Annotated in this window: 16 protein-coding genes and 3 pseudogenes; 14 read left to right on the forward strand and 5 right to left on the reverse strand. The window is 69.9% G+C overall.

Features of this window, described 5'->3' with window-relative positions:
- Complete coding sequence (locus test1122_RS21135; RefSeq protein ID WP_232270729.1) at nucleotides 1-4,635, reverse strand: ATP-dependent helicase; 4,635 nt, start codon at nucleotides 4,633-4,635, stop codon at nucleotides 1-3.
- Nucleotides 4,636-4,688: 53 nt separating this feature from the next.
- On the opposite strand from test1122_RS21135, the gene test1122_RS21140 reads away from it, so the two are divergent.
- The 3 genes from test1122_RS21140 to test1122_RS21150 all read left to right on the forward strand — a co-directional run bounded on the left by test1122_RS21140 (nucleotide 4,689) and on the right by test1122_RS21150 (nucleotide 6,656).
- Nucleotides 4,689-5,525, forward strand: a complete 837-nt coding sequence (locus test1122_RS21140) for an AraC family transcriptional regulator (protein ID WP_232270730.1) — start codon at nucleotides 4,689-4,691, stop codon at nucleotides 5,523-5,525.
- 130 nt (nucleotides 5,526-5,655) lie between these two features.
- Complete coding sequence (locus test1122_RS21145; protein ID WP_232272020.1) at nucleotides 5,656-6,348, forward strand: AzlC family ABC transporter permease; 693 nt, start codon at nucleotides 5,656-5,658, stop codon at nucleotides 6,346-6,348.
- Nucleotides 6,345-6,656, forward strand: coding sequence for an AzlD domain-containing protein (locus test1122_RS21150; RefSeq protein ID WP_232270731.1), 312 nt, complete (start codon nucleotides 6,345-6,347; stop codon nucleotides 6,654-6,656). Before test1122_RS21145 ends, test1122_RS21150 begins: the two co-directional genes overlap by 4 nt.
- Nucleotides 6,657-6,677: 21 nt before the next feature.
- Here the strand turns inward: test1122_RS21150 and test1122_RS21155 are convergent, their stop codons facing one another.
- On the reverse strand, nucleotides 6,678-7,589 hold the full coding sequence (locus test1122_RS21155; protein ID WP_232270732.1) for a hypothetical protein: 912 nt from the start codon (nucleotides 7,587-7,589) through the stop codon (nucleotides 6,678-6,680).
- A 147-nt stretch (nucleotides 7,590-7,736) separates the two neighbouring features.
- Here test1122_RS21155 and test1122_RS21160 point away from each other — a divergent pair, with 147 nt between their 5' ends.
- The 5 genes and pseudogenes from test1122_RS21160 (at nucleotide 7,737) to recX (ending at nucleotide 11,008) form a co-directional block, all read left to right on the forward strand.
- Nucleotides 7,737-7,931, forward strand: a complete 195-nt coding sequence (locus test1122_RS21160) for a DUF3046 domain-containing protein (protein WP_232270733.1) — start codon at nucleotides 7,737-7,739, stop codon at nucleotides 7,929-7,931.
- A gap of 233 nt (nucleotides 7,932-8,164) precedes the next feature.
- Nucleotides 8,165-8,776 (forward strand): annotated as a pseudogene (gene recA / locus test1122_RS26620) (recombinase RecA); the annotation flags it as partial.
- A gap of 3 nt (nucleotides 8,777-8,779) precedes the next feature.
- Nucleotides 8,780-9,844 (forward strand): annotated as a pseudogene (locus test1122_RS26625) (LAGLIDADG endonuclease); the annotation flags it as partial.
- Between the two features lie 6 nt (nucleotides 9,845-9,850).
- A pseudogene (locus test1122_RS26630) lies at nucleotides 9,851-10,405 on the forward strand (recombinase RecA family protein); the annotation flags it as partial.
- Between the two features lie 3 nt (nucleotides 10,406-10,408).
- Nucleotides 10,409-11,008, forward strand: coding sequence for a recombination regulator RecX (recX, locus tag test1122_RS21170; RefSeq protein WP_232270735.1), 600 nt, complete (start codon nucleotides 10,409-10,411; stop codon nucleotides 11,006-11,008).
- Between the two features lie 21 nt (nucleotides 11,009-11,029).
- Here the strand turns inward: recX and test1122_RS21175 are convergent, their stop codons facing one another.
- From test1122_RS21175 to test1122_RS21185, 3 genes are all read right to left on the reverse strand, one after another.
- Nucleotides 11,030-12,256: a cytochrome P450 gene (locus tag test1122_RS21175; protein WP_232270736.1), complete on the reverse strand. Its 1,227-nt coding sequence runs from the start codon at nucleotides 12,254-12,256 to the stop codon at nucleotides 11,030-11,032.
- A gap of 67 nt (nucleotides 12,257-12,323) precedes the next feature.
- On the reverse strand, nucleotides 12,324-13,601 hold the full coding sequence (locus test1122_RS21180; RefSeq protein WP_232270737.1) for a hypothetical protein: 1,278 nt from the start codon (nucleotides 13,599-13,601) through the stop codon (nucleotides 12,324-12,326).
- Nucleotides 13,602-13,716: 115 nt separating this feature from the next.
- A complete protein-coding gene (locus tag test1122_RS21185) occupies nucleotides 13,717-14,799 on the reverse strand; it encodes a LacI family DNA-binding transcriptional regulator (RefSeq protein ID WP_232270738.1) in 1,083 nt (360 codons plus the stop codon).
- A gap of 208 nt (nucleotides 14,800-15,007) precedes the next feature.
- On the opposite strand from test1122_RS21185, the gene test1122_RS21190 reads away from it, so the two are divergent.
- The 6 genes from test1122_RS21190 (at nucleotide 15,008) to test1122_RS21215 (ending at nucleotide 24,623) form a co-directional block, all read left to right on the forward strand.
- Nucleotides 15,008-16,366 (forward strand): ABC transporter substrate-binding protein, encoded by a 1,359-nt coding sequence (locus test1122_RS21190; protein WP_232270739.1) that lies wholly within the window; start codon nucleotides 15,008-15,010, stop codon nucleotides 16,364-16,366.
- A gap of 71 nt (nucleotides 16,367-16,437) precedes the next feature.
- Nucleotides 16,438-17,331, forward strand: a complete 894-nt coding sequence (locus test1122_RS21195) for a carbohydrate ABC transporter permease (protein WP_232272021.1) — start codon at nucleotides 16,438-16,440, stop codon at nucleotides 17,329-17,331.
- Between the two features lie 50 nt (nucleotides 17,332-17,381).
- Nucleotides 17,382-18,152: a carbohydrate ABC transporter permease gene (locus test1122_RS21200; protein WP_422397090.1), complete on the forward strand. Its 771-nt coding sequence runs from the start codon at nucleotides 17,382-17,384 to the stop codon at nucleotides 18,150-18,152.
- On the forward strand, nucleotides 18,149-19,402 hold the full coding sequence (locus tag test1122_RS21205) for a glycoside hydrolase 5 family protein (RefSeq protein WP_232270741.1): 1,254 nt from the start codon (nucleotides 18,149-18,151) through the stop codon (nucleotides 19,400-19,402). Before test1122_RS21200 ends, test1122_RS21205 begins: the two co-directional genes overlap by 4 nt.
- Nucleotides 19,403-19,430: 28 nt before the next feature.
- Entirely contained in the window at nucleotides 19,431-21,560 is a 2,130-nt protein-coding gene (locus test1122_RS21210) for an endo-beta-N-acetylglucosaminidase (RefSeq protein ID WP_232270742.1), read from the forward strand.
- Between the two features lie 51 nt (nucleotides 21,561-21,611).
- The gene (locus test1122_RS21215; protein WP_232270743.1) at nucleotides 21,612-24,623 is read left to right on the forward strand and encodes an alpha-mannosidase; all 3,012 of its coding nucleotides are present in this window, start codon (nucleotides 21,612-21,614) and stop codon (nucleotides 24,621-24,623) included.
- Nucleotides 24,624-24,639: the final 16 nt, after the last annotated feature.

Consider the following 24,639-nt stretch of genomic DNA (forward strand, 5'->3'; position numbering starts at 1 on the left):
TCAGGGTCTCAGCCGAAGTCCACGCGGCGTCGGATGGAAGCCAGCCGCCTCCAGCACCCGGCCCAGCGGGTCGGTCAGCACGGCGCCACCATTCGCACGCTCAACGGTGATCGTGCCCAGCGTCCCCGCGCGGGCGGCCCGCGCCAGCGCCTCCACGGCGGCGTCCAGCAGCGCACCCTCGGTGTGCCAGGCCAGCAGCGTTTTGCCGCCGCGCTCCAGATACAGCACCAGCTCGCCGTCGACCAGCACCACCAGGGAACCCGCCTTGCGGCCCGGCTTATGGGCGGCGCCCTCCGGGGGCTCGGGCCAGGGGAGGGCCGCACCGTACGCGTTGGCCGGATCCGCGGCGGCCAGCACAACGGCCCGGTGCCGCTGGTCCCGCTCCCGGGCCGTATGTACCGCGCGCAGCCGGTCCACCGCGCCCTCCACCGCGAACTGGGCCGCCCCCAGCCCTTCCACCACATAGCCCCGCCGTGCCTGGCCGCTCTCCTCAAACACCGACAGCACCCGGTACGCCGCCGCGAATCCGCCCTCGACGCCCTCGGCGGCGACCGCGCCCCGGGTCACCACACCGTGCCGGTCCAGGAGCGTACGGGCCAGAGCGTGGGCCCGCAGCGTGGGATCGGCCTCCCGCTCCGGCAGCAGCGACCAGCGGCCCGCGACGGTCGGCGGGCCGTTCCGTGAGGCAGTACGCACACCGAGCGAGCCATACCGCCCGCGGGGCACAGCCCGCTTGGCACGGTGCGCGGTCGAACCCGCCGTACGCCCCGAGCCCAGCAGACTGCGCAGTGGGGCGAGGGTGTCGTTGGTGAGCCGTCCCGCCCAGGCCAAGTCCCAGATGGCATCGGCCAGCTGAGGGTCGGTGACCTCGGGGTCCATGGACCGGACCTGGTCGGCGATCTGCCGGAAGAACAGCCCGTAGCCACCCGACAGAGCCTCCAGCACCGCCCGGTGATACGGGGTGAGCTCCAGCGGATGCGGCGGCGGCAGCAACAGCGGCGCGCTGTCGGCCGGATACAGCGAAACCCAGCCGTCCTTGCCCGGCAGCGCTCCGGCGCCCGCCCAGACCACTTCACCGGCGGCGGTCAACTCATCCAGCAGCGCCGGACCGTATCCGGTCACCCGCCCCGGCAGCACCAGCTTCTCCAGGGCGGAGGCGGGCACGGGCGCGCCCTGCAGCTGCTCAACAGCGCGCATCAGCCCGTCAACACCGCGCAGCCCACCGGCCTCCAGATGCTGCCACCGGGGCAGGAACGCCGCCAGTGCGGGCCCGGGCACCGGCTCCAGCTCCTGGCGCAGCGCGGCCAGCGAGCGCCGCCGCAGCCGCCGCAGCACGGTCGGCTCGCACCACTCCTGCCCGGCACCCGCCGGGTGGAACTCACCCTGTACGAGGCGGCCTTCGGCCGTCATCCGGTGCAGCGCCCCGTCGGCCACCGAGGTGCCGAGACCGAAGCGGGCGGCGGCCTGCTGGGTCGTAAAGGGGCCGTGCGTACGGGCGTAACGGCCGAGCAGATCCCCAAGGGGATCCTTCACCGGCTCGGTGAACGCCTCGGGCACCCCCACCGGAAGCGCCACACCCAGCGCGTCGCGCAGCCGCCCCGCGTCCTCGATCGCGGCCCAGTGCTCCCGCCCCGCCACCCGGACGCGGATGGCGCGCCGCGCGGCCGCCAACTCCCCGGCCCAACCGGGCTCGGCGCCCCGCTCGGCCAGCTCCGCCTCGGTCAGCGGGCCAAGCACCCGCAGCGCGTCGGCCACCGCCTCGGGGTCCTTGATCCGGCGCACCCCGGAAGAGTCCGGGCGCCACTGGAGCTCCCGCTCCAACTCCGCCAGCACCTCGGCGTCCAGCAGCTCACGCAGCTCCGCCCGGCCCAGCAGCTCGGCCAGCAGCCGCGAGTCCAGCGACAGCGCTGCCGCGCGGCGCTCGGCGAGCGGGGAGTCGCCCTCGTAGAGATATTGCGCGACATAGCCGAAGAGCAGCGACCGCGCGAAGGGCGACGGCTCCGGCGTGGTGACCTCGACCAAACGAACCCGGCGGGCCTCGATATCGCCCATCAGCTCGGTGAGGCCCGGCACATCGAAGACATCCTGCAGACACTCGCGCACCGCCTCCAGCACGATCGGGAAGGAGCCGAACTCACTGGCCACCTGGAGCAGCTGGGCGGCGCGCTGGCGCTGCTGCCACAGCGGGGTGCGCCTGCCCGGATCGCGGCGGGGCAGCAGCAGAGCGCGGGCGGCGCACTCCCGGAAGCGGGCGGCGAACAGGGCCGAGCCGCCGACCTGGTCGGTGACGAGCTGGTCGACCTCGCCCTTGTCGAAGAGCACATCGGCCGCGCCCACCGGAGCCTGCTCGGTGTCATAAGCGGTGGTGTCCTGCCCCAGCGGATTGGCGTCCCAGTCGAGCCCCAGCAGATCCGCGTCGGGCAGCCGCAGCACAATCCCGTCATCGGCGTGCATCACCTGGGCGTCCATGCCATACCGCTCGGACAGCCGGGCGCCGAGCGCCAGCGCCCACGGTGCGTGCACCTGGGCGCCGAACGGAGAGTGCACCACCACCCGCCAGTCACCCAGCTCATCGCGGAACCGCTCCACCACGATCGTGCGGTCATCGGGGACATGGCCGCAGGCGGCGCGCTGCTCCTCCAGATATCTGAGGACATTGCCGACGGCGAGCTCATCGAGCCCGGCCCGGCCCAGCCGCTCCCGCGCCGCATCCGCGCCCAGCCCGCTGAGCTCGCGCAGGAACGCGCCCAGCGCACGGCCCAGTTCCAGTGGCCGCCCCAGCTGGTCGCCCTTCCAGAAGGGCAGCCGCCCCGGCACCCCGGGGGCGGGGGAGACCAGCACCCGGTCCCGGGTGATGTCCTCGATCCGCCAAGAGGTGGTGCCCAGGGTGAAGACATCGCCCACCCGGGATTCGTAGACCATCTCCTCATCGAGCTCACCGACCCGGCCCCCGCCCTTCCTGGGATCGGCCCCCGCCAGGAAGACCCCGAAGAGACCCCGGTCCGGGATGGTCCCGCCCGAGGTGACCGCCAGCCGCTGCGCACCCGGGCGCCCCGTGACCGTATGGGCCACCCGGTCCCACACCAGACGGGGCCGCAACTCGGCGAAGGCATCGGACGGATACCGCCCGGCGAGCATGTCGAGCACCGCCGTGTACGCCGACTCCGGCAGCGAGGCGAACGGCGCCGCCCGGCGCACCACGGCCAGCAGCTCATCCACATCCCAGGTGTCCATGGCCGCCATGGACACCAGCTGCTGGGCCAGCACATCCAGCGGATTGGCCGGAATCCGCAGCGACTCGATCGCCCCCTCGCGCATCCGCTCGGTCACCACGGCCGACTGCACCAGATCGCCCCGGTACTTGGGAAAGACCACCCCGGCCGAGACCGCCCCCACCTGGTGCCCGGCGCGGCCCACGCGCTGCAGCCCGGAGGCGACCGAGGGCGGCGACTCGACCTGTACGACCAGATCCACCGCCCCCATATCGATACCGAGCTCCAGACTGGAGGTGGCCACCACGGCCGGCAGCCGCCCTGCCTTCAGATCCTCCTCGACCCGCGCCCGCTGCTCCTTCGATACGGACCCATGGTGCGCCCTCGCCAGAATCGGCGGCGCCCCTTCGGCCACCCCCGAACCACCCATCAGCTCGGCGGGGGAGTGCGCCTCCGGCAGGGGCTCACCGGTCGCCCGCTCATAGGCGATCTCATTGAGCCGATTGCACAGCCGCTCGGCCAGCCGCCGGGAATTGGCGAAGACGATCGTCGAGCGGTGTGCCTGCACCAGATCCGCGATCCGCTCCTCGACCGAGGGCCAGATCGACGGCTTCTCCCCGCCGCCCGAGTCCTGCACCGGGGAGCCGCCCAGCTCACCCATGTCCTCGACCGGCACGACCACCTTCAGGTCGAACTCCTTGCCCGAGGGCGGCTGCACGATCGTCACCGCACGCTGCGGAGAGAGAAAGCGGGCGACCTCCTCCACGGGCCGTACGGTCGCGGACAGCCCGATACGCCGCGCCGGGCGGTCGTGGCGGAGCCGCGCAGATTGAGCACTGCACAGCTGATCCAGCCGCTCCAGGGAGAGCGCGAGATGGGCCCCGCGCTTCGTCCCGGCCACCGCGTGCACCTCATCCAGGATCACCGTCTCCACCCCGCAGAGCGCGTCCCGCGCCGCCGAGGTGAGCATCAGGAAAAGCGACTCGGGCGTCGTGATCAGAATGTCCGGTGGCCGCCGGGCCATCGAGCGCCGCTCAGCCGCTGGGGTGTCCCCGGAACGGATACCCACCCGGATATCCGGCTCCGGCAGCCCCAGCCGCACCGACTCCTGCCGGATCCCGGTGAGGGGGCTGCGCAGATTCCGCTCCACATCGACCGCCAAAGCCTTCAGCGGCGATATGTACAGCACCCGGCAGCGCCTGATGGGCTCCGCGGGCGGCGGCGTGGACGCCAGCCGGTCCAGCGACGCCAGAAACGCGGCCAAGGTCTTACCGGACCCGGTCGGGGCCACCACCAGGGCGTCCGACTCCGCCGCGATGGCCCGCCAGGCGCCCTCCTGGGCAGCCGTGGGCGCGCTGAACGCCCCCCTGAACCAGGCGGCGGTCGCGGGGGCGAAGCCATCGAGAGCCGAAGACTGAGCCATGCCCCCATCGTGCACCCCACCACTGACAACGGCCGACAGCGCAGAATGGACCCATGGGGGACAAGGAGTGGGCGCGGCACTGGCAGCACGACCAGCTTCCGGACCTGGATCTCCTCCGTGCCCGTTATATCCGGCATGCCTTCCCACGCCACGCACACGACGGCTACACCCTCGGCGCGATCACCGGGGGGCTCGAGGAAGTCGGACTGCCGGACGGCACCGAACGGGTCGGCGCGGGCGGCGTCGTCATGATCAACCCCGAGGTACCGCACACCGCACGTGCCGGAGCCCCCGAGGGGTGGGCCTACGCCACGCTCTATCCGGCGGCACATCTCGTCGCCGGCATCGCCGCCGAAACCACCACCCTGCGCGGCACCGCCGGATTCGCCGAGACCGCGGTCCACGACCGGCAGGCCGCCCACCTCATCGCCGCGGTGCACCGGGCCGCCGAGGAGGGCAACGCGCTGGCCGCCGACAGCCTGCTGCGCGTCGCCATCGCCCGGCTGCTGCGCCGCCACGGCGGCCTCCTGCCGGCCCGTACGATCCACCCGGCCGGGGCGCTGGACGCCGCCCGCGCTCAGGAGGTCCTGGAACAGCGGATGACGGCCCCACCCACCCTGGAACAGCTCGCCACCGAGCTGGGCACCAGCCCTTTCGCGCTGCTACGGGCCTTCCGCGACCGTTACGGGATGCCGCCGCACACCTGGCTCACCAACGCCCGGATCCGCCGTGCCCGGCTGCTGCTGGAGGCCGGGGTCCCGCCGGCCGAGGCCGCGGTCGCCGTCGGCTTCACCGATCAGCCGCATCTGGGCCGCCACTTCCGCCGGATCGTCGGAGTACCGCCCGGGGCTTATCAGCGAGCCCGCAGAAACGTACAAGACCGCGGCTGAGGCGGGCGCATAGCCTGCCGCCGTGGCAGAACAGACAGCAACACCCCAGGCAGCAATACCGCAGGCAGCAATACCGCAGGCAGCAATACCGCAGGCAGCGACACCGCAGGCAGCGACACCGCAGACAGACATAACGGCGGCTGACCCCGGCACCGACCGGGCCGTGCTCCGGGACGCGCTCGGCGTCGGCCTCGCCGTCGGCCTCTCCGGCTTCGCCTTCGGCGTGACCTCCGCGGGCGCCGGGCTCAGCATCACGCAGACCTGCGCGCTCAGCCTGCTGGTCTTCACCGGCTCCTCGCAGTTCGCCCTGGTCGGCGCCCTCGCCGCAGGCGGCAATCCACTCACCGCGGCCGCTGGTGCCTTCTTCCTCGGTGTCCGTAACGCCTTCTACGGGCTGCGGCTGTCCAGCCTCCTTCAGCTGCCCCGCTGGCAGCGGCCGTTCGCCGCGCACTGGGTGATCGACGAGACCGCCGCGGTGGCGCTGGCCCAGCGCGACCGCCGCGCCGCCCGCATCGGCTTCACGGCCACCGGCGCCACCCTCTTTCTGCTCTGGAACCTCACCACACTGCTCGGCGCCCTGGGCGCCGCCGCACTGGGTGACCCCGCCGCCTGGGGACTGGACGCCGCAGGCCCGGCCGTCTTTCTGGCGCTGCTCGCGCCCATGCTGCGGACCACCCTGGAGCGGGCCACCGCTGGGCTCGCGGTGGTGCTGGCGCTGGCATGTCTGCCGCTGCTGCCCGCCGGTGTTCCGGTGCTGGTGGCCGGGCTGGCGGCGCCCGTGGTGCTGCTGCTCATGGGACGTAAGGAGGCGGCTGCCCGATGACCGTATGGATCGCGATCGCCATCACCGCCGCCGGATGCTATCTGGTCAAGCTGCTCGGCCTGTCCGTGCCCGCCGGTGCGCTGGAGCGCCCGGCCGTGCGGCGCCTGGCCGCGCTGTTTCCGGTCGCCCTGCTGGCCGGGCTCACCGCCATCCAGACCCTCGACGACCACGCGGGCTCGCTCACCGTGGACGCCCGCGTGGCCGGGCTCGCCTCGGCCGCCGTGGTGCTGCTGCTCCGGGCACCTTTCCTGCTGGTGGTCGCCACGGCGGTGGTGGTCACGGCGGGGGTGCGGGCGCTGGGCGGCTGAAGCCTTGAGGGCCTGGGGCCATCAGAGCGGGCGGCCGTAGGCGCGCAGCTTCAGCAGCGCCTCGATGGTGACGATCGGCCGCGACTCCAGCTCGGTGCCGGGCGCCCATTTCCGCCAGTTGATGCTCCAGCCGCCGTCATCCCGCTGCTCACTCACGAGGAAGTCCAGCGACCGTTCCACTTCCTCGTCCGTGAACCAGCGCCGGGCCAGTGAGTCCGGTGTGCGGGCGAAGTCATGGACGTAGTGATACTCACCGGGGCCATAGCCGGGCGACAGCGGAAAGTCCGTGGCGCGGGCCGGCTCGGTGACGGCCAGCCGCTGATCGCGTACCAGGCCGCCGAGCCGCCGAGCCGCGGCCTCGGCGCGAGGGCGGTCCGGGGCGCTGTCGAGAAAGGTGACGGAGGCGTGGACCTCGTAGGGGTGGGTCTTGTCCAGCGACTCGACCGCCCGCCAGCAGTAGTCGGTCGCCCGGAACAGCCAGGCGTGCCACACCTCGTTACGGTGCAGCAGCCCGACCACCGGGCCGGTCGCCAGCAGATCGCTGGGCGGGTTGTCGAGGATGGGGATCCAGGGCGCGGCGGGATAGCCGCGCAGCGAGGGGTCGAGTGCGGGCAGTGCGCCGTCGTCAGTGGATACCTGGGTCAGATAGCGGCAGATACGTTCCACCCGCTGGCCGCCGCAGCGGCCGATCCGGTCCAGCACCCGCAGGGCGGTGGCGGTGTGCAGTGGCTGGCTGACGGGGCCGCGCAGATCGGGCTCCAGCGCGTGCCCATAGCCGTCGTCAGTGTTGCGGTAAGCGGCCAGGGCGGTCTCGACCGCCTCGGCGTCGCCGCCGAGGAATTCGTAGGCGAACAGGCGCTGTTCCAGGACCCGTGCGGTCAGCCAGATGAAGTGCTCGGCGCGGGTGAGGGGTGATGATCCGGTAGGGGCCATCCTCCGACCGTAGAGCGGGCGGCCCCGTCGGTCACGGCTGCGGGCAGCCTGCCACTCGTGGGGGCGGGGTGCCGGGCTCCCCGGTTGACAGCTTCGGGCCGGTTGACAGCTTCGGGGCCATGCCGAGGTTCGGTGGATGATGGATATATGCGGTTGACGATTTTCTGGGAGCGGATGGCAGCCCACTTCGGTGCGGCGTACGCGGATTCCTTCGCGCGTGACTACGTGATGTCCGAGCTCGGTGGACGCACGGTGTACGAGGCGCTGGAGGCGGGCTGGGAGGCGAAGGCCGTCTGGCGGGCGGTCTGCGCTGCCGTGGATGTGCCCGCTGAGCTGCGCTGAGGGGCATCGGGTCATCCTTTCGGGGCGCCGAGTTGCCCACATCCCTTCGCTTATCCATCCTGACCTGCACTTTTGTCTGTCTCCACAGGGCAGGTGTGTCACTTGACACAAAAATCGAACATCGATTCCCATGGGTGAGGCGAGGCGCCCGGGGGCTGCCTCGGCGCCGATTGTCAGTGGCAGCCGCTAGCGTCTTGGACGTGAAGCGATCGAACCAGAAACCGGTGGCACCCATGGCAGGAACTGACCGCGAGAAGGCGCTCGACACAGCGCTCGCGCAGATTGAACGGCAATTCGGCAAGGGCGCCGTGATGCGCATGGGGGACCGGCCGAATGACCCCATCGAGGTCATCCCCACCGGGTCGACCGCCCTCGACGTCGCCCTCGGCGTGGGCGGGCTGCCACGCGGCCGGGTGGTGGAGGTGTACGGCCCGGAGTCCTCGGGAAAGACCACCCTTACGCTCCATGCCGTGGCAAATGCCCAAAAAGCGGGCGGCACGGTCGCCTTCGTGGACGCCGAGCACGCCCTCGACCCCGAATACGCCCAGAAGCTCGGCGTGGACACCGACTCGCTGATCCTGTCCCAGCCGGACAACGGTGAGCAGGCGCTCGAGATCACCGACATGCTGATCCGCTCCGGCGCCCTGGACCTGATCGTCATCGACTCCGTCGCCGCCCTGGTGCCGCGTGCGGAGATCGAGGGCGAGATGGGCGACTCCCACGTCGGTCTGCAGGCCCGGCTGATGAGCCAGGCCCTGCGGAAGATCACCGGCGCTTTGAGTCACTCAAAGACCACGGCGATTTTCATCAACCAGCTCCGCGAGAAGGTCGGCGTGATGTTCGGGTGCATGTCCTACGGGACGCGTGTCACCCTCGCCGACGGCACTCAGGAGAAGATTGGCAAGATCGTCAATCAGAGGATGGACGTCGAGGTCCTTTCCTACGATCCCGAGACCGACCGCGTTGTGCCACGCCGGATCACCAACTGGTTCGATAACGGCAACGCCGAGCGCTTCCTGCAGTTCACCGTCGCCAAATCGGGAGGGAATGGCAAAGCGCAGTTCTCGGCCACTGAGAACCACCTTGTCCGCACCCCGGGGGGCTGGCGGGAGGCTGGCGAGCTGATCGCGGGAGACCGTGTCCTCATTGCCGAGAAGAAGGTGCTCAGCGAGCAGCAGGAGCAGGTCGTCCTTGGCTCGGTCATGGGTGACGGCAATCTCTCGCCCAACCGGCGCGGACGCACCGGGGTACGGTTCCGCATGGGGCACGGAGCCAAGCAGGCCGACTACCTTGACTGGAAGGTGTCGCTGCTCGGCAACATCGAGTGCAGCCGCACCGAGAACGCCAAGGGCGCGGTTTTCGCTGACTTCACGCCGCTGCCCGAGCTCGACGAACTGCGTCAGGTCATCTACTTCGGCGACGGTAAGAAGCACATCACCTGGGAGTACCTCAAGGCGATGACGCCACTGGCGCTCGCTGTCTGGTACATGGACGACGGCGGCTTCACCGTCCGGTCCAAGGGGGCGCAGGAACGCACCGAAGGCGGGACCGGCCGGATCGAGATCTGCGTCGAGGCGATGAGCGAGGGCTCACGGGATCGAATTGTGGACTACCTGCGGGACACCCACGGCCTCGATGTGAAGCTGCGCCTCGCCGGAGCGCGGCAGATCCCCGTGCTTCAGTTCAGCACGGAGGCTTCCGCGCAGTTCCAGAAGATGGTGGCTCCCTACATCCACCCGTCGATGGAGTACAAGCTGCTGCCTGGCTATCAGGGGCGGTTCGCGGTTGAGCCGGAATTCGCGGAGGAGGCCCAGCGGCTGGTGCCATCGCAGATCCTCGATATTCACATCAAGCCGCCGACACGTTCGATGAAGAAGTTCGACATTGAGGTCGAAGGCACGCATAACTACTTCGTCGACGGCGTGATGGTCCACAACAGCCCTGAGACCACCACCGGCGGCCGGGCGCTGAAGTTCTACTCCTCGGTGCGGCTCGACATCCGCCGGATCGAGACACTCAAGGATGGCACTGACGCGGTCGGTAACCGTACTCGTGTCAAAGTTGTCAAGAACAAAGTAGCGCCGCCCTTCAAGCAGGCCGAGTTCGACATTCTCTATGGCATTGGCATCAGCCGTGAGGGCGGTCTGATCGATATGGGCGTTGAGCACGGCTTCATCCGCAAGTCCGGTGCTTGGTACACCTACGAGGGCGATCAGCTTGGCCAGGGCAAGGAGAATGCCCGCACCTTCCTCCGCGATAACCCTGATCTCGCCAATGAGATCGAGAAGAAGATCAAGGAGAAGCTGGGTATCGGCCCGAAGCCTGAGACGCCGGAGGGGGAGCCGGGCAAGGACGCGACGAGCGGCGCTGACGCAGCGGCCCCGGCTGCCGCGAGCGACGCGACCGCGGCCAAGACCGTGCCCGCGCCGGCGGCCAAGGGGAAGGCCACCAAGGCCGCCACGGCCAAGAGCTAGTCCGTGACACGGCGCACTGACTGGTCGGATGGCGGCACAGCACGCGAAGACAGCGGTGGTCTCGACTCGTCGAGGGCCGAGGAGAGACCACCGCGCAGACCCCAGGACCCCGCGGAGCGGGCTCGGGCCATCTGTCTGCGGTTGCTCACCGGGACCCCGCGGACCCGGCAACAGCTCGCGGACGCGCTGCACAAGCGGGATATCCCCGACGAGGTGGCGGAGGAGGTGCTCTCCCGGTTCGAGGAGGTCGGCCTGATCGACGACGCGGCCTTCGCCGACGCGTGGGTGGAATCCCGGCACTACAGCCGGGGGCTGGCCCGGCGGGCCCTCGCCCGCGAGCTGCGCACCAAAGGGGTGGACTCATCGGTGATCGATGAGGCGGTCGGTCAGCTGGACTCCGAGCGGGAGGAGGAGACCGCCCGCGCCCTGGTGGAGCGCAAACTCCGGGCGACCAGGGGCCTGGACCGCGACAAGCGGCTGCGCCGCCTCGCCGGGGTGCTCGCCCGCAAGGGGTACTCCGAAGGGCTCGCCCTCCGGGTGGTCCGGGAGGCGCTGGAGGGGGAGGGCGAGGATGTGGAGCTGCTGGAGGACGGGCCGTACTGACCGGTCCGCCCCCGGACCCACCTAAGCGACGGGCAGGACGCGGGGGCCCCGTACCAGCAAGCCTGGGCGGTAGGGGAGACCGGCCGGGTCGGCTGCCAGGCGTAGCCCGGGCAGGGTGGTGAAGAGCAGGGGGAGGGCGATCTGAGCCTCCAGCCGGGCCAGGCGGGAGCCCACACAGAAGTGCGGGCCATGGCCGAAGGCGGCATGCGGGGCGGGCCGGGCCCCCTCTGCGGTGGGCAGATAGCGGTCCGGCCGGAAGGCGTCGGGGTCGGGAAAGTGGGCGGGATCCCGATTGGCGGCGGCGAGGACCGCAAGCACAGACGCCCCGGCCGGAATCCGGGTGCCGTCGCTGAGGGCGACGTCCTCGGTCGTACGCCGCCAGGTCGTGCCCTCCAGGGGGCTCGCGTGTCGCAGGGTCTCCTCAACGATGGCCGGCCAGCGGGCAGCGGGGTCAGCCTGGGCGGCGGCCAGCTCCTGAGGGTGGCTCAGGAGCAGCAGGGCAGCCGAGGCCAGCAGATTCATCGTGGTCTCGTACCCGGCGAAGAGCAGCAGAAAGGCCATAGCGAGCAGTTCGCCGTCGTCCAGCCCGCCCTCGGCGGAGTCATGTACGAGCACGCTGAAAAGATCGTCGCCCGGGGAGCGCCGCTTGGCGGCGATCAGCTCGGTGAAGTAGCCGTACAGCTGGGTCCACGCCTCGTCCACCGCACCCGGCGGCAGTGCGTCGGCGGGTGATCCGACCCGGTATGTCCAGTCCCGTAGTGCCACGCGGTCCGACTCCGGTACGCCCAGGACCTCGCCGATCACCAGTACCGGCAGCGGGAAGGCGAAGGCGTCCACGAGATCGGCGCTGCCATCGCGTTCGATCCGCCCGGCCACCTCCTCCACGAGGCCCTTCACCAGCACCTCGATACGGGGCCGGAGGGCGTCGACCCGGCGCGGGGCGAAGGCGGCGGTGGTCAGCTTGCGCAGCCGGGTGTGGTCGGGGGCGTCGGAGTTGAGCATATGGCGGGCCAGCAGCGCCCGCGCCCGCTGCGCGGGCGAGTCGGCTTTCGGCCGTCCGGCACCCTGTGGGGGCACATTGGAGAAGCGGGGATCGGCGAGCACCGCCCGGGTCTGCTCATAGCCGGTGACCAGCCAGGCCCGCGATCCATTGGCGAGCGTGACACACACCGCGTCCCCCTGGGCGCGCAGCCGCGCGTAGTAGGGGTACGGGTCACGGGCGAAGTCTTCGTCAGCCGGATCGAGCACCCGGCCATCATCCCTGGTGTCCTTCCCCTGCCGGGCGCGGGGTCCGGCGGGGCGTGGGTACGGGTGCTCAGCGCTGGGCCACGGGCGTAGTCGGGTGCGCCGCCTGGACTGCTGGCCGGTCGAGATGCCAGCCGGTGATCAGCCGTCCGGCCACTTCTGGCCAGCGCGCGGACAGCCGCTCCTCGGCCACTCGGCCCTCGAACGGTGAGGAGATGATCCGGCGGACCTCGCCGGGCCTGTGGCGCAGCAGGTTCTGGTACGCGGGCAGGGTGTCCTCGGTGATGTACTGCCAGCGCCGCTCCTTGTCGGCGAGGTTGAAGTCCGGAAGCGGCGTGGTGAGCCGAACGCCGGTGACCGGGGTGGTGACGCGCAGCGGGGAGTACTGGCCTGGGGTCTTGGCACCAGGAATCGACGCGGAGCCGCCGACGGTCATCCCGTAGGTCAGCAGCGAACCGACCGGAGCGTGGCGCCGGTACATCTGGTCCCACTGCCCCGAGATGATCTGGTTCTGCTCCCGGTCCAGCAGCGCGGTGTTGCCGCTGCTGACTCTGGCAGGCTCGCCGGTCGCGATATCGCGCCAGGCGCCGACCGCCTTGGCGTCGATCAGACCGGCGGAGCGCATCTCCTCGATGGCGTCGATGCCGCCATGGAGGTACGCCATGTGCATCGACCCCAGATCCATGAAGATGTTCTTCTGCATGGCGAGGAACTTGTTCTCGAACCAGCGAAGTTCAACCGGGGACAGCTCGGTCCCCTCGCTGGTCAGGTCCAGCAGCTCCGGCGGCAGCGACTCCCGTACCTCGTAGGGCAGTTCACGGACCTTGCCGTAGAGCAGCGTGCCGAGGTCCCCGACCGAGTCCAGATCCAGGAAACCGGCGGCGAACGCCGCGCCGATCATGTTCGCCATGCCCGCCCACTCCAGCTCTGGATGACGCAGGAAGAGCTCGCCGTAGAAAGCATAGACGGCGTAGACGGTGTGTTCGTTGCCGTCGACGCCGCGGGCCGGGTCCCAGGTGTTCAGCCTGACACCGGCGTTGTTCACGGCCCGTACCAGCCAGTGCTGCCAGAGCAGCGCCGCATAACGGGATGGTTCGATGTTCTGGGCGCGTGCCTGCTTCAGCAGCCGCTCCAGAGTCGGCAGATCGGTGGGGAGGTCGGGGTGGACCCCGCCGGCGAACTCGCCGTTGGCGTTGGCCAGCGGCAGATCGAGCGGAAGCTCGCTTACGGCCGTCTGCGCCCCGGGGGATGCGACCGCTGAAGGCTGTGCGGCGGCTGGGTTCACCCCCGTCGCGCTCAGCGTGAGTACCAGCCCGGTCGCGATCGTGACCGCCGTCTTCCGCACCATGCCGCCGCCCCCCATGCCTCTCCCGACTCCGCTCTGTGTTGACAGACGCGCGGAACGTTATCGACAGGGCTCAGGGGGCGCAATCGTATGCGTGCGGTTCATGATGTGAAGTGGCCTACGGAAAAGGCGGGTTGGGCAAGTCCGCACGGGGCGCAGCGACGTCGCAGGACGTGGACGGCCCGGTGCTGTCGCGAGGCGCCAGCCTGGGGAGGTCGCTCTGGACGCTGCGGGCGGGGGAGCCGTCCAGCAGGGCCAGAAGTTCCTGGGCGGCGAGCCGCCCGAACGCGGCGGTGTCGCGGACCAGGGCGGTCAGACCGGGGTGGGTGACCCGGCACAGCGCCGAGTCGTCCCAGGCGACGATGGAGAGATCGCCGGGGACCGGGACGGAGCGCTCCAAGGCGGTGGCCAGACCCGCCACCGCCATCACATCGTTGTCGTAGACGATCGCTGTTGGGGGAGTGTCCTGATCGAGGAGACGGCGGGTGGCCTCCGCGCCCTCCGCGTCCGAGTAGTCCGTGGTCACCGAGCGGACCTCGCCAGGGTCCAGGCCTCGGCGCTCGGCCTCGGTGCGCAGACAGCGGATCCGGCGCTCGGTGTGGGCGAGGCCGGGGAGACCGGCGACATGGACGATACGGCGGTGGCCGAGTCGGTGCAGGTGGTCGATGACCGAGGCCATTGCCTCGGTGTCGTCGGCCCATACGGTGGAGAGGCCGGGGGCGGTTTCGGTGTCCGTACCGCCTATCACCACCGCGGGCAGGCCGAGCTCGGTGAGGAGTTCGGGGCGGGGGTCGGCCAGCCGGGGGTCGACGACCAGTACCCCGTCGACACGGCGCTCGGCCCACCAGCGGCGGTAGAGCTCGCACTCGGCGTCCAGGTCTTCCACGACCTGGAAGAGCAGCGCGGTCTGGCGGGCGCCCAGGGCCTCCTGGATGCCGGAGACGAGCCGCAGGAAGAAGGACTCGACGCCGAGCGTACGGGCTGGGCGGGCGAGAACCAGCCCCAGGGCGCCGGTGCGTTCGCCGGACAGCGCGCGAGCCGCGCTGCTGGGCCGCCAGCCCAGCTGCTCCGCGACGCGGTGGACGCGGTCCCGGGTGCCGGGGGAGACGCCGGGGCGGCCGTTGAGCGCGAAGGAGACCGCGCTCTTGGAGACGCCTGCCTGCCGGGCGATGTCCTTGATGGTGGGCCTGCGAGCTGTCATCCCGGTCCTTCGAAAGATCGCGATCACGATCGCGCCTAAACCGCATTAGTAACTCGTAGCTAAACCGCCTTAGTTCGTGCTGTCAAACCTCTGTGTAAAAGCTTGACGAGGTCATGCCTTAGGTTCAGTCTTGGGCCGGAACACCACAGCGGCCAGCCAAGTCCGCGAAAGCAGCGCCGGGCTCAGGCGGCAAAAGGGGTGAGCGACCATGCCTTTGAGACGACTGACGAGGCTCTGCACCACTGCCCTGTTAGCAGGCTCCCTGCTGGCCACAGCCGCCTGCGGGGTCAGCGGAAGCGAGGGCGAGGCGTCCGATGAGCAGCCGGAGCGGACTGGGAAGGTCTCCGGCCAGATCACTTTCCGTACGCTGCAGCTGAAGCCCACCTTCACCGACTATATCCAGGGCGTCATCACCGCCTTCGAGAAGAAGCACCGCGATGTGAAGGTGAAGTGGGAGGACGTCCCGGGCGAGGGCTATAACGAAAAGCTGGTCGCCGATGCTCAGGCGGGACAGCTGCCCGACGTGATCAACCTCAACACCGATTCCTTCCAGCTCCTCGCCGACCGTGGCAGGCTTGCCGACATCGCCGCGCTCGACCCCGAGGCCAAGGGCGACTTCATCCCCGGGGCCTGGGACCAGTACCGGCTGCCCGGCAAGAAGGGCGTCTTCGCCTACCCCTGGTACGTCACTCCGGAGATCCTCACCTTCAACAAGAAGCTCTACGCCGAAGCGGGCCTCGACGAGGACAAGCCACCGGCCACCGTCGAGGAGTACTTCGATCAGGCCGAGCAGATCGCCCGGACATCCGGCGGCCAGGTCGCCGCCTTTATGGCCGATCCGCAGGGGCGGCTGCCCGGCGACTGGCAGAAGATGGGCGTGCCCATCCTCAACGCCAAGGGTGATGCGTTCACCTTCAACACAGCCAAGGCCGTCGAGTGGGCCGAGCGCATGCGTGACCTCTACCAACAGGGCGCCATGCCCAAGGAATCACTGACCGGCTCCCAGGACATCAATCAGCTCTACGGCAGCGGGAAGCTGGTCTTCGGGCCGGGATCGCCCGGCTTCATCAAGGACATCAAGGACAATGCTCCGAAGATCTATGCGCAGACCGCGGTCGGTGAGGCCATCACCGGGAAGCTGGGCCACATTGGGATCTACACCCAGTCGCTCGGTGTAAGGAGGGACACCAAGCACCCCGACGCTGCCCTTGAGTTCGCCAAGTGGGTCACCAACGGGCCCAATCAGGTGGCGTTCTCCAAGAAGGCGACGATTTACCCGTCCAACGCCAAGGGTCTGGACGACCCCTACTTCTCCGACAAGGGCGACGGCACCGACCCCGAGACCATGGCACGGGTCATCGGCGCCGAGGAACTGCGCGATGCCCAGCTCGACGCCAACACCCCGGTGCAGTGGACCAACCAGGTCGGCGATGCCGTGAACCGGGAGATGCACAAGGCGATCAAGGGCGACCGGGAGCCCGCCGAGGCCGTCAAGCGCGCAGAGGACGCCGCGAACAAGATCCTCGCGACGCAGCAGAAACAGCAGAAACAGCAGCAGAAGCAGTAGCGGCCGTGACGCTGACCCTCACCGACGACCAGCGGGAAACCCGCAGAGCCAGACATCGGCGCGCCAGGGAGATGGAGGCCGAGCACGGGCTGGTACACCGGCGCTGGTGGACCCCGTACCTCTTTCTGCTGCCCGGCCTCGGCATGGTACTGACCTTCAGCCTCTGGCCGTTCGTCAACACCATCATCCTGTCGATGACGGACGCCCAGATCCTGCGCGGCGGCACCTTTACCGGCCTCGACAATTACGTACGGGCGCTGGACGACCCCGCCTTCTGGACAGCGCTGTTCAACAGCGTGCTCTATACGGCCGTGGTCGTCCCGGCCGTGGTACTGCTGCCGCTGGCGCTCGCCGTGCTGGTGGAGCGGAAGGTGCCCGGCATCGGCTTCTTCCGCTCCGCCTTCTACACCCCCGTGATCGCCTCAGCGGTGGTGGTCGGACTGATGTGGCAGTGGCTGCTGCGCAGCGACGGCCTCATCAACACCGTGCTCGGCAGGTTACAGCTCATCTCCGAGCCGCTGCCGTTTCTGACCGACAGCACCTTGCTGCTCTTCTCCGCCATGATCGTGACCGTCTGGAAGGGCCTCGGGTACTACATGGTGTTCTACCTGGCCGCCCTGGGAAACGTGCCGCGTTCCCTGCATGAGGCCGCGGCCATCGACGGGGCCGGAGCGGTGCGCCGCTTCTTCCATGTCACCATCCCCTCCGTGAAGCCGATGATGCTGCTCGTCGGCACCCTCTCGGCGATCTCCGCACTGCGCGTCTTCACCGAGATCTACATCCTGGGCGGCGAGAGCGGCGGCCCCGGTGGGGATTCCCGCACCCTGCCCTTCCTCATCCGTGAGGTCGGCCTCGGCTTCGCGGGCGAGACGGGCTACGCCGCCGCGATCTCCATCCTGCTCTTCCTGCTGACGCTCGTCTTCAGCCTGCTCGGTCACCGGCTGTCGAAGGGGGACGAGCGGTGAACCGCAGCAGCGTGCTCGGTCTCACCGGGCGCTACGTCACGCTCTGCGTGATGCTCGTCGTGATGCTGGGCCCCATCGTCTGGCAGTTCCTCACTTCGCTCAAGGGACGCGGAGAGAGCGTCTACACCGGGCTGCTGCCCAGCCAGCCGACCCTGGACAACTATGTCCGGGTCGCCGAGTCCTTCCCGCTCTTCCAGTACGTCGGCAATACGCTCATCGTCTGTGCCCTGGCGGTCGGCAGCAACTGCGTCTTCGCCTCCATGGGCGGCTACGCCCTCTCCCGGGCGGGCTGGCTCGGCCGCAGGATTGTTTTTACCGTGCTCGTCGCCACGCTGATGTTCCCCTTTGAGTCCGTGATGGTCTCGATGTTCCTCACCGTCCGCTCGATGGGCCTGGTGGACACCCTCATCGGTGTCTGGCTGCCCGGCGCGGTCTCCGTCCTCAACCTCCTCATCATGCGGGCGGCCTTCCTCGCCGTACCCAAGGAGACCGAGGAGGCCGCGGTCCTCGATGGCGCCAATGAGTGGCAGCGCTTCACCCGGGTCTTCCTGCCGTCAGCGAAGGGAGCCCTGTCCGTTGTCTGCATCACCAGCTTTATGGGCGCTTGGGATGACTTCCTCTGGCCGCTCATCGTTCTCACCAACAGCGACAACTACACCTTGCAGCTCGGCCTGAAGATGCTCTCCGGCTCCTCCCTGGTCAACGACCCACGGCTGGTGGCCGCCGGAGCCATCGCCGCACTCGCGCCGATGATGCTGCTCTTCTTCTGCCTCCAGCGGTTCTTCTTCAAGGGCGTCGGCGAAGGGTCCATCAAGACATGACAGACATTCACCGGGTCCGTATGGGCGCCAACTACACGCCCAGTCACGGCTGGTTTCACCACTGGCTGGACTTCGACCTCGATGAGGTGCGCCGCGACTTCGACTCGATCGCCGCGCTCGGCCTCGACCATGTACGGGCCTTCGCGCTCTGGCCGCTCTTCCAGCCCAACCGGACGCTCATCCGGGCACGCGCCGTCGATCAGCTGGGCCAGCTCCTCGACGCGGCAGCCGAACGCGGCCTCGATGTCTGCGTGGACGCCCTCCAGGGGCATCTGTCCAGCTTTGACTTTGTGCCCTCCTGGCTGCACAGCTGGCACCGGCGCAATCTCTTCACCGATCCGGAAGTCATCGATGCCGAGGCCCGCTATATCGAGACGCTGGCCCTGTCGCTCGCGGACCGGCCGAACTTCCTCGGGGTGACGCTCGGCAATGAGGTCAACCAGTTCTCCGGGCCGCCGCACCCCGACCCGGACCCCTGCACGTATGAGCAGGCGAGCCAGTGGCTGGAAGGGCTGCTCGGCGTCTGCGAGCGTGCCGCCCCCGGCCGACTGCATACGCACGGAGAGTACGACGCGGTGTGGTTCCGTGACGGTCATCCCTTCACCCCCGCCCAGGCCGCCCGGCTCGGCGGCGCAACCGCCCTGCACTCCTGGGTGTTCAACGGCACCGCCCAACGCCATGGGCGCAGTGGAGCGGCGACCGTGCACCACGCCGAGTACCAGATCGAGCTCTCCAAAGCCTGGGCCGCGCCCGGCAGGCCGGTATGGCTTCAGGAAGTGGGGGCGCCCGCACCGCTGATTCCGCCCGAGCACGCCGCTGAGTTCGCGGAGCTGACCCTCGCCAACGCACTGACCTGCGAGGGCCTTTACGGCATCACCTGGTGGTGCTCCCACGACGTCTCCCGCTCGCTGGCCGACTTTCCCGAGCTGGAGTACGACCTGGGGCTGCTCACCACTGAGCGGGCGCCCAAGCCCCTGGGCAAGGCCATCGCCGAACTCACCACGGCGCTACGGGCCTCACCACCGGCACCCGTACGGCGCACCACCGCACTGCTCCTGGACCCCGGTGACCCGGAAACCGCACCGGACCGCTCCGTCGCCGCCCCCGGCGAAACCTTCTATGAGGCATGGGCCCAGCTCGCCGCCCAAGGCGTACGCGCCACCGCCGTCCTGCCCGACCGTGCCCGCGACCCCGCGTATCTGGCCGGGCGCGGCATCACCGAGGTCATCTGCCCCGCCGACATCCACTGACCGCACTCACCGCTACGGAGGCGCCACCGTGACCAGACCGCCCGGAGATTCCCCCCGGCCGTCCCGCCGTACCGTCCTCCTCGGCGCGGCCGCCACCGCCGCCCTGCCGTGGCTGGCCCATCCCGCCCGCGCGGCAGCGCACGCCGACACCGTCCCCGACCCTAACCCCGCCCCGGCACACCCGGGCTCCCTGCAGCCGTACGCCTCGTACTGGTTCCCCGAGTCCTTCCCCGAAGGCCGCGAGCCCGACCCGGGCGCGGTGTGGGCCAGCCTCAAGGAGTGGACGCCGGAGGGAGACCCCGACCTGCCCTTCAACGTCTCCACCGTGCCGCTCGCCGACCGCTTCACCCCGCAGCCCGCCAACCCGGCCGCCCGCGACGGCCAGGCCCGTATCTCCGCGCTGGCCGCCTTCGCACCCACCGCCCAGAACCCCTCACAGGGCGGGCCGAATGCCGACTACTACGCGCTGACGCACTGGGCGTACCTCGATGAGCTGGTCTTCTGGGGCGGCTCCGCCGGGGAGGGCATCATCCTCGCGCCGGGTGCGCCCGTGGTGGACGCCGCCCACCGGGCCGGAGTGCCGGTGCTCGGCAATGTCTTCCTGCCGCCGACCGCGTACGGCGGCGATCTGAAGTGGACTCGCGAGCTGGTGCAGCGCGACACGGATGGCCGTTTCCCGCTCGCCGCGAAGCTGATTCAGGTTGCCCGGGTGTATGGCTTCGACGGCTGGTTCCTCAATGGTGAGACCGGCGGCGGTGACGCCGGACTCGGCGCCGACTTCGCCGACTTCGTACGGGCGCTGCGCGCTGGGGCTCCCGAGCTCCGGATCACCTGGTACGACGCCTTCACCATTGACGGCCAGGTCGCCTGGCAGGGTGCGCTCAACGACAAGAACGCACCCTTCTTCGAGCACAGCGACTCTCTGTTCATCGACTTCCGCTGGCGCGCCGGCCGCGACCGGCTGCCTTCCTCCGCCGCGTACGCGAGAGCGATGGGCCGCGACCCGTACGAGCTGTGGGCCGGCCTCGATGTCGAGGCGAACGGCTGGCGGACAAAGGTCGACTGGGACGCCTTCGTCCCCGAGGGACGCGACCAGGTGGTCTCGTACGGCCTCTACCGCCCCGACTGGACGCTGCACTCGCTGCCCGGCGACACCACCACCCGCACCCCCGCCCAGTTCCACGCCCGCGACAACCAGTTCTGGACCGGTGAACACCAGAACCCCGCCGACCCGTCCGGGCCCGGTGACTGGCGTCCGGCCGCCCGGCATATCGCCGACCGCTCCACGGTCACCGCGCTGCCCTTTGCCACCACCTTCAACACCGGACATGGCACCGCCTGGTACGAGGACGGCGAGCGGACCGGCGACAGCGAGTGGAACCAGCTCAGCCTCCAGGACCCGTTGCCCGCGCGCCGCTGGGTCGTGCACGGAACCGGCCCTCGCCCCTCGGTGGGCTTTGACTTCGCGGCCGCCTGGCACGGCGGCTCAAGCGTGCTGCTCACGGCGGAGCCGGACTTCAGCGGAACCCTGGAGCTGTTCCACACCCGGCTGCCGCTCTCCCGGGAGACCGTGGTCGAGCTGGTGCACCGGGCAGAGCCGGACTCGGCGCCGGTGCGGGCGGAACTGGCCATCGCCACAGCCGAACCGCGCACCCCGGGTGGGCGGCCGGACTTCTGCTACGTGCCCGCCGCGACGGTGCGGGGCGGCGCGGGCTGGACGACCACGACGGTACGGATCGGACGGCTGCCCGGTGCGGCCGTACGGGTGCTGGGCGTACGGCTGACCGGGCGGAACGGGCGGAACGGCGGCGCCCTCCGGTGGCGGCTGGGCGCCCTCGCGGTCCGTGACGGTGCGCCGGAGCCGCCCAAGCCGCCCAGCCGGGTACGGATCACCGATTCCCGGGCGGCCGGTGGCGGCGAGGCCGAGCTGCGTATCCAGTGGGAGCCCGCGCCCGGCCCGGTGCACCACTACGAGCTGCACCAACGGCGGCCCGACGGCAGCCGGGCCTTCCTCGGCGGCACCAGCGGCAGCGCGTACTACATCCCCGCCCTGCGCCGCTCGAACGGTGAGCCGCGCACCCGGGTGGAGGTACGGGCGGTCACCGGAATCCCGGCAGTGTCCTCGTCACCGGGGGTTCCCGTCGACCATCAGTGGTAAGTCCCCTTATGTCCTGCACGGAAGTCCATACCGCCGCAACGGAGCCGCAGCATGCATGACGACCGCAGCATCGTCGAACACCGACTACGCCGCGTTCTGGCCGAGCGCATCAAGCCCGCCGTGTACAGCTCGCCGCAGCCGCTGGCCGTAGCGCGGTGGGAGGCACCGGGTGAGCCGGTCCCCGTCGCCGAAGGGCTGGCCGCGCCCTACCGGCCGACGGCTGTCGGTGAGCGGTGGGGTCCGGCCTGGGGCACCACATGGTTCAAGGTCACCGGTCGGATTCCCCGGCAGTGGTCGGGGTGCACCGTCGAGGCCGTACTCGATCTGGGCTTTGACCGGGATATGCCGGGGTTCCAGTGCGAGGGGCTGGTGTACCGGGCCGATGGTGAGGCGGTGAAGGCACTCAACCCGCGCAACGCCTGGGTGCGCGTCGACAAACCAGAGGTGGAGCTCTATATCGAGGCGGCCGCCAACCCCATCCTCACGGCGCACGCCCCCAGCTACGAAGGCGACCGGCTGACCGCGAGCGACGAGCCGCTCTACCGGCTGCGCCGGATGGATCTGGCGATCTTCCAGACGGAGGTCTGGGAGCTGGTCCAGGATCTGGAGGTGCTGGGCGGGCTGATGCTGGAGCTGCCGGTCGCCGATGCCCGGCGCTGGGAGATCCTGCGCGCCATCGAACGCTGCCTGGATACCGTCGATCTCACCCATGTCGAGGGTAGCGCCGCCCGCGCCCGTGAGCAGCTTGCCGGGGTGCTTTCCTCCCCGGCCCATGCCTCCGCACACCGGATCAGCGCGGTGGGGCACGCCCATATCGACTCGGCCTGGCTGTGGCCGCTGCGCGAGACCGTGCGCAAAGTGGCCCGCACCGCATCCAACATGGTCAACCTCATGGACGGCCATCCGGAGTTCATCTTCGCCATGTCCCAGGCACAGCAGTTCGCCTGGCTCAAGGAGCACCGGCCCGAGGTCTACGCCAAGGTGAAGAAGAAGGTCGCGGACGGCCAGTTTGTGCCGGTGGGCGGCATGTGGGTGGAGTCCGACACCAATATGGTCGGCGGCGAAGCCATGGCCCGGCAGTTTCTCTACGGCAAGAAGTTCTTCCTGGACGAATTCGGCATCGACACGAAGGAGGTGTGGCTGCCGGACTCCTTCGGCTATACGGCCGCCATGCCGCAGATCGTGAAGCTCGCGGGCGCCGAGTGGTTCCTGACCCAGAAGATCTCCTGGAGTCAGACCAACAAGTTTCCGCATCACACCTTCTGGTGGGAGGGCATCGACGGCACCCGGGTCTTCACCCACTTCCCGCCCGTGGACACCTATAACTCCGATCTGGGCGGCCGGGAGATGGCGCACGCCGCCAGCAACTACCGGGAAAAGGGGGCGGGCTCACGTTCTCTGGTTCCCTTCGGCTGGGGCGATGGCGGGGGCGGCGCCACCCGGGAGATGCTGGCCCGGGCGGAGCGGCTGCGGGATGTGGAGGGCTCGCCACGGGTCACGGTCGAAAAGCCCGCCACCTTCTTTGAGCAGGCCCACGCGGAGTACCCACACGCCCCCGTATGGACCGGTGAGCTCTATCTGGAGCTGCACCGGGGGACGTACACCTCACAGGCGAAGACCAAACAGGGCAACCGGCACAGCGAGACCCTGCTCCGCGAGGCCGAGCTATGGGCGGCGACGGCGGCGGTGCGGCGGCCCGGCTACAGCTATCCCTACGCGGAGCTGGAGCGGATCTGGAAGACGGTGCTGCTGCACCAGTTCCATGACATCCTGCCCGGCACCTCCATCGCGTGGGTGCACCGGGAAGCGCGGGACACCTACACCCGGGTACGGGAAGAGCTGGGCCAGATCATCCTCGCCGCGCAGCAGGCGCTGGCCGGGGAGGGCGAGCGGACGCTCGTCTTCAACGGCGCCCCGCACACCCGCCGTGGTATCCCCGCCGGTGGCGCGGTGCCCGAACCAGGCCGTATCGGTGAGCCGGTGATGTGCACGGAGCGCGCGGGTGGCGGTTACGTGCTCGCCAATGGGCTGCTGCGGGTGGAGATCGATGCCCGTGGACTGGTCATCTCGGCCTGTGACCTCGCCGCCGAGCGGGAAGCCATCGCGCCGGGCCAGGCCGCGAATCTGCTCCAGCTCCACCAGGACTTCCCCAATATGTGGGACGCCTGGGATGTCGACGCCTTCTACCGGCACCGCGTCACCGACCTCACCGACTGTGACACCGTGGTGGCCGAGGCGGCCGAGGACCAGGTCGCGGTCCGCGTCAGCCGGACCTTCGGCGACTCCTCCGTGGTGCAGCTCATCACGCTGCGCTCCGGCGCGAAGGTACTGGACATCGATACCGAGGTGGACTGGCGGGAGAGCGAGAAACTGCTCAAGGCCGCCTTCCCCCTCGATGTGAAGGCGGACCGGTCAGCCGCCGAAACCCAGTTCGGGCATGTCTTCCGGGCGACCCACACCAACACCTCCTGGGAGGCGGCGAAGTTCGAGATCTGCGCACACCGCTGGGTACAGCTCGAGGAACCCGGCTGGGGTGTGGCCGTCGTCAATGACTCCACATACGGTCATGACGTCACCCGCGATATCCGTACGGACGGGGGCCAGACCACCACGGTCCGGCTCTCCCTGCTGCGCGCGCCGCGCTATCCGGATCCGGAGACCGACCAGGGCACCCACCGGCTGCGCTTCGCGCTCGTGCCCGGCGCGGGCATCGGCGACGCGGTACGCGAGGGCCACCGGATCAACCTCCCGGAGCGTACGGTTCAGGGCGGCAACCCGGTCGAGCCGCTGGTGACGGTGGACAGCGACCAAGTGGTCGTGGCGGCGGTGAAGCTGGCCGAGGACCGTGCGGGCGATGTCATCGTCCGGCTCTACGAGTCCCACGGCGGCCGGGCGACGGCCACGCTGACCCCGGGATTCCCAGTGGGCCCGGTGACGGCAACGGACCTGCTGGAGCGGCCGCGTCCGCAGGACGCCGGGGCGTACGAGGTGTCCGCCGACGGCACCGTGCGCCTGTCCCTGCGCCCGTTCCAGATCCTCACCCTGCGCCTGTCGCGGCGTTAGAGCCGGGCCGTATGGG

Source organism: Streptomyces gobiensis (genome assembly GCF_021216675.1).
Taxonomy (GTDB): domain Bacteria; phylum Actinomycetota; class Actinomycetes; order Streptomycetales; family Streptomycetaceae; genus Streptomyces; species Streptomyces gobiensis.